General features: G+C 50.8%; 9 protein-coding genes. All 9 read left to right on the top strand.

Features of this window, described 5'->3' with window-relative positions; translation table 11 throughout:
- Nucleotides 1-408 precede the first annotated feature (408 nt).
- The 9 genes from ACNRUY_RS25165 (at nt 409) to ACNRUY_RS25205 (ending at nt 8,112) form a co-directional block, all read left to right on the top strand.
- Entirely contained in the window at nt 409-699 is a 291-nt protein-coding gene (locus ACNRUY_RS25165) for a EutN/CcmL family microcompartment protein (protein WP_488114420.1), read from the top strand.
- Nucleotides 699-962, top strand: a complete 264-nt coding sequence (locus ACNRUY_RS25170; protein WP_488114421.1) for a hypothetical protein — start codon at nt 699-701, stop codon at nt 960-962. The genes ACNRUY_RS25165 and ACNRUY_RS25170 overlap by 1 nt, the downstream gene beginning before the upstream one ends.
- A 44-nt stretch (nt 963-1,006) precedes the next feature.
- Nucleotides 1,007-1,480, top strand: coding sequence for a cupin domain-containing protein (locus tag ACNRUY_RS25175; RefSeq protein ID WP_488114422.1), 474 nt, complete (start codon nt 1,007-1,009; stop codon nt 1,478-1,480).
- A 70-nt stretch (nt 1,481-1,550) separates the two neighbouring features.
- The gene (eutS, locus tag ACNRUY_RS25180) at nt 1,551-1,910 is read left to right on the top strand and encodes an ethanolamine utilization microcompartment protein EutS (protein WP_488114423.1); all 360 of its coding nucleotides are present in this window, start codon (nt 1,551-1,553) and stop codon (nt 1,908-1,910) included.
- Nucleotides 1,910-2,332: a EutP/PduV family microcompartment system protein gene (locus ACNRUY_RS25185; protein WP_488114424.1), complete on the top strand. Its 423-nt coding sequence runs from the start codon at nt 1,910-1,912 to the stop codon at nt 2,330-2,332. The genes eutS and ACNRUY_RS25185 overlap by 1 nt, the downstream gene beginning before the upstream one ends.
- A gap of 210 nt (nt 2,333-2,542) precedes the next feature.
- A complete protein-coding gene (locus ACNRUY_RS25190; protein WP_488114425.1) occupies nt 2,543-2,887 on the top strand; it encodes a hypothetical protein in 345 nt (114 codons plus the stop codon).
- 202 nt (nt 2,888-3,089) lie between these two features.
- Complete coding sequence (locus ACNRUY_RS25195) at nt 3,090-4,502, top strand: ethanolamine ammonia-lyase reactivating factor EutA (RefSeq protein WP_488114426.1); 1,413 nt, start codon at nt 3,090-3,092, stop codon at nt 4,500-4,502.
- A gap of 508 nt (nt 4,503-5,010) precedes the next feature.
- Nucleotides 5,011-7,452 carry an ethanolamine ammonia-lyase subunit EutB gene (gene eutB / locus ACNRUY_RS25200; RefSeq protein WP_488114427.1) on the top strand — a complete coding sequence of 814 codons (2,442 nt, stop codon included), beginning with the start codon at nt 5,011-5,013 and terminating at the stop codon, nt 7,450-7,452.
- 66 nt (nt 7,453-7,518) lie between these two features.
- The gene (locus tag ACNRUY_RS25205) at nt 7,519-8,112 is read left to right on the top strand and encodes a hypothetical protein (RefSeq protein ID WP_488114428.1); all 594 of its coding nucleotides are present in this window, start codon (nt 7,519-7,521) and stop codon (nt 8,110-8,112) included.
- Nucleotides 8,113-8,301: the final 189 nt, after the last annotated feature.

Here is an 8,301-nt window from a genome sequence, read left to right on the forward strand (position 1 = left end):
AAGTCTGTTCAGCCCATTGTTGAGGAGGCAGTGGCATCATGATCTTGGTCTGTCTCAGAAAAGGATAAACCAAGATTAGGATTTGTGACTAAGAGACAGCCCTTTGGGAGAGGGTTTGGGTGAGGGCAAAAGCCAACAAACTCCGCCCAGAGCTTTTTACCAAGAACCAGGGCCAGGACTACTTCTGAACAGTAACCCCTTTGCAGCAGTGACTGCTGAAAGGGCGATCAAGTGATGAAACATTGATCCAGGTTAATTTTCTGATTTCTGGAAAAATGACCTTCGTCAACTGAAGTACCCACCCCCTGTATTACTGTTCAATCCTGTATTCCGGCCTTGTGTAAACACTGAGCTAACATCAGCGAACAGCCAAACGAGGCCCTCGATAATTTCCCGGGAGTAGGGCAAGTGCTGATTGGTAAGGTGACAGGCAACATATGGGCCACCCGCAAACAGGAAGGCCTTAACGGCTTCAAGCTGATGATCGTAGAGCTGATCAACCCCATTGAAGAAACCGTTAGCTGTGATGACAACGACGAAAACAGCCATTCTCTCGTTGCTGTGGATACCGTTGGTGCAGGCATAGGCGATACAGTTCTGATTGCCAGAGGTGGTGCCGCCCGACGGGCGATCCTTCCTTCACAGGGGCCGGTTGACGAAGCCATTGTCGGTATTGTTGATAATATGGAGGTCTTCTAATGAGCCGCCTGATCACTCGTAATAACCTCCATGAATTTGTTGTTAATGGCTGCCTGACCGTCGACAAAGGTCTCCTGCTCTCACCTGGCGCTGCGGATCTTGCCAAAATCCAGGGCATTCAGGTGATTCGCTCACCAAAAGCCATTAACACAAAAAGCCTGCATGACCGAATCAACCATATTTTGACTGTTGATTACGGTATTACCGACAGCAGTCAACTTGCAGCCGTCCGCAAAGAAGTTTTGAAACGACTGCCAGCCTGAATCAACCCACTATTTCGTTGAATAAGCCGTTGAATGAGCCAATTATGAGCCAAATCACCCCGGAAGCCCTTGAGCAGATCATCCGAAAGGTAGTCAGTGAACAACTGAGCCAGACAGCCACCGCACCCGAGTTTGACAAGCACGTGGACACGTCAGGTGTCGCCGTTGTCAAAGCGGCCACTGTCAAATGCAAACCGTTTGATACTGGCAAGCCTGGCGACAAGGTGTTTATCACCGATATGCTGGACCTGGAAGAGAGCCCACGCCTGGGCTGCGGCATGATGGAAATGCATGAAACCACCTTCGACTGGACACTGGAATACGACGAGGTGGATTACATCATCGAAGGCACCCTGAAAATCATCATTGATGGCCGGGAAGTCACAGGCCATGCCGGTGATGTCATCTTTATTCCAAAGGGTTCCACTATTCAATTCAGCGCACCAGACCATGCGCGGTTCATGTTTGTGGCTTATCCCGCCAACTGGGAAGAAATCGCACGCCAGAAGCAACAGTAATGGTATTTATGGCTAATCCACGGGTCAGCCACGGGTTCAGACTCATGTCTTAACCCGGTAACGCAATAGAATGAGTAACCTCTCTGTGGAAAACAAAGAACGGATCATTCAGGAATATGTGCCAGGCAAGCAGGTAACACTGGCCCACCTGATCGCTCACCCCCAGCAGGATCTGATCATTAAACTCGGCCTTGATGCTGAAACCGTCAGTGCCATTGGCATTATGACCATTACCCCCAGCGAAGCCTCCATGATCGCAGGTGATGTTGCCACCAAGGCGGCCGGTGTGGAAATTGGCTTTCTTGACCGGTTCTCTGGTTGCCTGGTGATCACTGGAGATGTGGGCAGTGTCGAGGCAGGCCTGAATGCTGCCATGGACCTGCTAAGGGACAATTTGAAATTCTCACCAACCCAGATAACCCGCTCCTGATGAAAAAGATGATGCTGGTTGGCTCGACCGCTTCGGGCAAAACGACATTAACCCAGGCATTGTATGGCCAGGAATTGAAGTACAAAAAAACCCAGGCGATGGAGTACAGTGATTACATTCTGGATACGCCCGGGGAGTTTGTTGAGAACCGTCGTTTTTTTGCTGCCCTGATGTCAGCAGCTGTGGATTATCAGCTGATTGCCGTAGTGCATGACTGCTCCCGAAAACAGAACCAGATCCCTCCCGGCTTTGCCAGCATGTTTAACCGGGAAGTGATTGGCATCATCACCAAGATTGACAGTGATAAAGCGGACCTGGAGTTTTCCAGAAAGGTACTTCGCGCTGCCGGTATCCATACTATTTTCGAAATCAGTGCCTTCACCGGTGAAGGGCTGGCAACATTGAAACAGTTCTTGCGATGAGAAGACCATTAATTCCATGATTCGGGCTGTCTCGCTCATGGTTGTTTGGCCAACCCAACTCTGAAAAACAGGGAAGGCAGCCCGCAGCCTCCCTATCTATGACGTCAAGTCAAAACAGTTACCACAATGGACTATTCGGTTAGTTTCTTTTCTGCTCGGACCTGTACACTATTTGCTCAACACAAATAAAAAAAGGGGGGGGGATGTGCCATGAAGCCTGGAATGGGTTGCATGATGGATGTTTTTTCGCTGAAGGGAATGGCAGCAGCGCTGTTAGATACCTGTAAGTCAGCCAGCTCCTTTATTCGCTGGTCGGTAACCTCAGTCAATGCCGCATGCTCCAAGCTGACACTGCCCTCTCCCGGGAAACTGATTCATTGGGCCAGAAAAAAAGTATCACAATACAACGTGTACAAAGCCCAAAACGTTACTGAGCGGCTGGTACGCAGAAACTTTGGAAATGCTTCAGGGCTTGATGGTCATGGAGCAATAGAGCCAAGCAAACCTGCCAGTTACTATGTGATAAGAAATGAAAGTCTGTATGGAGATCTGTAATTCTGAAGAACAAGCATCATCCAATATTCAGGCAAAAGTGTTGTAAGTTTGAACGGTTCGCTTCGGGGTTACTGTTTATTGCAAAAATGGTAATAAGCACTACATGAACTTCCGACATTCGTCCGGTAAAGTAGCGCTCCCATTGGTTCACAGTTTATCTTCCTTCCGTATGACAAAACCCTTCCCAGGCAACTCGTCCGTCATGATGATTGGCCTCGACTTTGGCTCAACCACCAGCAGAGCCATGGTGGCTTCTGCCCGCCTGGAAAGAAATGCCGTCACTGGAAAGATGGACCTTAGCCACCCGAGCCTGGTGTATCGCTCTGAAGCCATCTTGACCCCTTTTGTCAATGGTGAACTGTGCCCGGAAACCATTGATCACTGCCTGGATCAATGGCTGCAGGAAAGTGGTGTCGATTGCGATCAGCTGTTTGCCGGCGGCGTTATCATTACCGGACTGGCTGCTGAAAAACGAAACGCCCTGACCATTGCCCGCTCTGTTCGGGAAAAGGTCAACCAGGCCATTGTCGCCACAGCCGATGACCCCTGTATGGAATCCTGGCTGTCCTTCATGGGCAATAGCCTTGAACTGTCACGTTCCTCTCCTGACACGCCTTTTATTAATCTGGATATAGGCGGTGGCACCACCAATCCCGCACTGGGAAAAGACGGCAGTGTTTCGGAATCAGGTTGTTATTTCATAGGCGCCCGTCACTTCCGTTTTGAGCCCGGCAGTTACCGGCTTCTGGAAATATCCCACCATGGCAGACAGGTGCTTGAAAAACTTCAACTGACATTGGTTCCGGGGGAAGAGTGCAGCACCGAAACCATTGATCAGTTGGTGTCTTATTACGTCAAAGGCCTGGAGGCCATTGTCACCGGTGAGCAACACTGGTTTGAATCGGATATGGGCCAGGGCCTTTGCCAAGCTGCCTTCTTGCCAGATTCCAGTAAAACTGCCCGTGCTGAAATTACGTTCTCAGGGGGGGTGGGTGAACTGCTCTATCAGTTTTCAGAAACGGGGCAACTTCCCGGCACCACGGCTTACGGTGACCTGGGTATTGATTTATGCCGGGGGATAGCCCACTCCCCTATTCTCTGCCGAAGCATTACCCGTTTTGTGCCTGAATATGGCGGACGGGCGACGGTTTACGGACTGACCCTGCACAGCGCCGAACTGTCAGGCAGCACACTGTTTATGCCCAAACCCGAGCAACTGCCCGTCAATGACCTCCCTATTGTTGCCCGACTCTCTTTGGATGCCAGGGAAGAAAGCCTCAACAGGGCCATTGGCCTGGCCAGGAAAAGCCACCATGGCGCCTGTATCCGAATCACTCTGAAAGACGACAGTTATCCAAAGTTCAAAGAACTGAAAGGCTTTGGAGAGCGGCTCGCCAGCACCATTGAATCACTCAAATTTCCTGAACAACTGCCCCTGCTGCTGCTGGTTCCCAAAGACTTTGGCAAAGTCATCGGCAGTTATGCCAGTCGATGGGGAAAGCTCCCTGCCAACCTGATGGCCGTGGATGAAGTCCCCGATCGAAAAGCCGGGTTTGTCAGTCTTGGCAAAATCAAAAATTATGTCATTCCTGTGTATTTTTATGGAATCAGTTGATATTCCGTCATTACCCTTCTATCAGAAACGCCCCATACATACTTAATATTCATCCCCACAGACTCAATCATTGAGTGCTGTTCATTTAATATCATGGAGGCATTAAAGGAATAACCACCTCCCTGATGATCACAGCCCTTCCAGAATAACGTTAACGCCATTTTCACTTATTTTTCACTGCCGGTATTACCGCAATTCCCCACTTTGAATAACTCCCTGCCTGGCGAGTACCAAGGGGTGCCATTGCTTACCAAAAAGCAGGTTTTGCAAGCCCTGACATAATCAAATGTGATGTCACTTCTGTGTTTTTTATGGAATGCGCAGATAAAACATTTCTCCCTAAACGTGTATTTTTACGCAGTGCAATAGCGATCAGTTTGTAGTCATATAGTGGAGTCGGAATTCCGGGCTTCCAAGCCTGATGTATGGAAGAGCTGAGGGGAATCAATACCCGGCTTCCCATTCACCGATACCCTACAGTGTTTCAGTCAAGAGACGGAGTACCGCCATGCCCAACCCATCACTGACCCCGCCGGAGCAGATTTCGGTTCCGGCCTCCAAGGTGGATGAGGTCTATCGAATCAGGGTTATCGGGCAAAGCTTCAGTTTTTCTGGCCTCAAGGCACTGCTGGGGGCAGCGGGCTTTCATACCAGTGGAGACGAAGTGGCGGGTCTGGCTGCCGGGGACGAAGTCAGTCGTGAGGCGGCCAGAGCCATTCTTTCCGACCTGACTCTGCAGCATATTTATGACCATCCACTGTCAAACGACAGTGGTGAAATTGATGACATCATGCGCATCAACTACGACATCGACATGGCCGTGTTCGATGAAATGGCCATGATGACGCTTGGCGAGTTAAAGGACTGGATTCAGCAGGCAACAGGCCCGCAAATCATCCGGGCGGGCACCGGGCTGACCGGAGTGATGGTCGCTGCCGTCACCAAGCTGATGAGCGTACACGACATGGTGTACAACGCTCGAAAGATTCAGTGCCCTACCCAGGCTCGCACTCATCTGGGGCTTTCGGGCTCACTCTCCACCCGCATTCAACCGAACCACCCTACCGATGACCTCAATGCCATCACAGCCCTGACCTGGATGGGTTTGTCCATGGGTAACGGTGATCTGCTGATTGGTCTGAACCCGGCCGAAGACACTGTGGATAACATCGGTGCCTGCCTGATCCATCTGGACAAAATACGACGTCAGACCGGTGCTCCAACCCAGGTCTGTGTGCTCTCGCATATTCGCACTCAACTGGCCTGCCTGGAAGAGGGAGCGCCGGTGGATATACTGTTCCAGTCTCTGGCAGGAACCGATGCCACGCTGCGGGAAGCGTTTGATGTCAGCGTCCCCTATCTCGACAGTGCCTGGCAGACCATGAAAGAGAAAGGGGCACTGACCAGTGAGTCTGCTGGTAAAGAACACCAATTTATGTATTTCGAAACAGGTCAAGGCAGTGAAGTCAGCTATGGCAAACACAGTGGCATCGACATGACCACCTGTGAAGCCCTTACCTATGGCCTCTGTCGTCGCTATGACCCGTGCATGGTGAACAGTGTCACCGGTTTTATAGGCCCGGAAACCCATAAAGACAGCCTGCAGATCATTTACTCCAACCTCCAGGACCTGTTTATGGGCAAAGTTATGGGGCTGCCTATGGGCGTATCCCCATGCTTCACACTTCACGCCGACGCTTCCAGTGAAGGTCAGGAAATGGCCGTGGAGTTATTGACCGTGGCCGGAGCCCATTACTTTATGGACATCTACATGGGGGTCGACCGGATGCTGGCCTATGCCGACACCAGTGGCCATGATGATGAAACCATGCGCGAGATCCATAACCTCAAGCCTTCACCGGAGTTTTACCACTGGGCGCTGGAAAAAGGGATTTTCAAAGAGAGCCGGGATGGCAAAATCGGCCGTGGCCCCAACTGGGGAGACCCCTCAATCTTTGCCGACTCCAAACAAGCCTGGCAGGACCTGATCAGCAGGGTGCCCATGTGTTACGGCACCAGTAACGCCGGCCCCCGGATGAGCAACCGCGTCAACCGGAGACTCAAGCAGAACATTGCAGTGGCCCGGATGGCTGCCCGGAGCAAGCTCCGTTTTGACGAGCTGGAAGAAGTCGACTTCCGGCTGATCCGCTCCCAGGCCAGCAGTATTGACATCCATCATGCTCAACCGGATGCCGGGTCACAACTCTGCGATAAAACCCGAAACCACCTGCAGGCGGAAAACCGGGACATCCAGATTCTGATCACCGACGGGCTCAGTGCAGAAGCGGTTCATCAGAACATCAACGAAGTGCTCCCGGTTCTTGAAGACGGTTTGAGAAGCCACGGCTTTTCCCTGGGCCAGACCATGGTGGCCCCCCATGGCCGGGTCCGGCTGGCAGAAGACATCGCCAGAACCGTCAATGCACGGATGGTCATTGTATTGCTTGGAGAACGTCCCGGTGCCGATGGCAAATCCTCCCGAAGCCTTTCTGCCTACCTGATCTACCAGCTGGAAGATGAACCTACCCAACAGCTGGCGGCTGAGTTCAGTAGCATTGCCGATATCGCTTTCGAAAACACCGTGGTTCCCAACATTTATTACGGTGGCATTCCCCCCATGGAAGCAGGCTCACTCATTGCGGAACGGGCCATGCAGATTCTGGACAACAAGGCGGCTGGCAACCGGCTCAATGCCATACTGGGCAGTCGTATGGGGCTGTCGGATATCATCCGGGAGAACCGGATCGAACCGAAGAAAACTGCCGACACGATTCGAGTTCATGACTTCCTCGGACAGAAATCCATCTCTGAAGCGGATGTCATGATGTTGATCCACTGGGGGGTGAAAGAGATATTGCTGAGCCAGAGAACCATTATTTCCCCCCTGGCCGGCGACCTGCTCAGGCAGGAAGGCATCAAGCTTCGGTACAATGATTCCCGGGGAAAATAAAGTTAGCCATACTGACAGACTGGTCAGAAACCAAATGAAATTCTTCTGATCAAACTATCAGGACTCATGGATGAGTTATTATTTTGCTGGTGTAAATCCAGTCAACTTCAAGAGGCCAACACTCCACGCCATTGGGTAAACAACATGGAAGCAATTATTCAAGGCAGCAGTATAGCTCTGCCCCCTTGCTCGAAGAAACACACCGGCTTCAGATTAGAACAGGCTTCTATAAAATTTCTGCACAGAGGCATAAAAACAACGGATGTCACTCATTACCTTCATTATTTCCTTGATCAGATCAACACAAAATTTACAGGAAAGGAGTCCTATGTACGTTCCCCGGAGGCTTGTAAAAGCTGGCTGGAAAGGAAGATTCACTGCCTGACACAGCAGGAAAGACCCTATGAAATTATTGGTACAAGAGCTCATCCGTTTTCTGACGCAATGAGTTATCCCCCATTGTCAGTCTGTTATCTCACCGGCTTAAAAAGGATAAACCTGAATGGAAGCGTTTATTTTTCCAACAGTGACACTTTAATTGTCTGCACAGACTTCGCATTTGGTTATGCCACCTTCCAGTTCGGTCATGGCAAAAACAAATTTATGGACCTGGACACCATTGATAAAATTCAGCAACATGGCTGGCGCTGTTCAAATTAAATGTTGCTAACATGGTCTATACTCCCTGAGCATGAGAATTGTCGTGTAAAGTGGAGTTCCAGCCATGAAACCTCAGCAATTCCAAGACATCCTGAAGTCCATACCCATGATGTCCCCAGAGCAGATCGGTGTCCTCCATAAAACTCTGCCGCCCTCACCCATTGCCGGTGATGCACAAGGTATTTCCGG

Source organism: Endozoicomonas sp. Z74, assembly GCF_057680865.1.

Excerpts from the sequence above, each read along its gene's own strand:
- ACNRUY_RS25170 (WP_488114421.1), top strand. The coding sequence starts at position 699 with ATGAGCCGCCTGATCACTCGTAATAACCTCCATGAATTTGTTGTTAAT.
- ACNRUY_RS25175 (WP_488114422.1), top strand. The coding sequence starts at position 1,007 with ATGAGCCAAATCACCCCGGAAGCCCTTGAGCAGATCATCCGAAAGGTA.
- eutS (WP_488114423.1), top strand. The coding sequence starts at position 1,551 with ATGAGTAACCTCTCTGTGGAAAACAAAGAACGGATCATTCAGGAATAT.
- ACNRUY_RS25185 (WP_488114424.1), top strand. The coding sequence starts at position 1,910 with ATGAAAAAGATGATGCTGGTTGGCTCGACCGCTTCGGGCAAAACGACA.
- ACNRUY_RS25190 (WP_488114425.1), top strand. The coding sequence starts at position 2,543 with ATGAAGCCTGGAATGGGTTGCATGATGGATGTTTTTTCGCTGAAGGGA.
- ACNRUY_RS25195 (WP_488114426.1), top strand. The coding sequence starts at position 3,090 with ATGATGATTGGCCTCGACTTTGGCTCAACCACCAGCAGAGCCATGGTG.
- eutB (WP_488114427.1), top strand. The coding sequence starts at position 5,011 with ATGCCCAACCCATCACTGACCCCGCCGGAGCAGATTTCGGTTCCGGCC.
- ACNRUY_RS25205 (WP_488114428.1), top strand. The coding sequence starts at position 7,519 with ATGGATGAGTTATTATTTTGCTGGTGTAAATCCAGTCAACTTCAAGAG.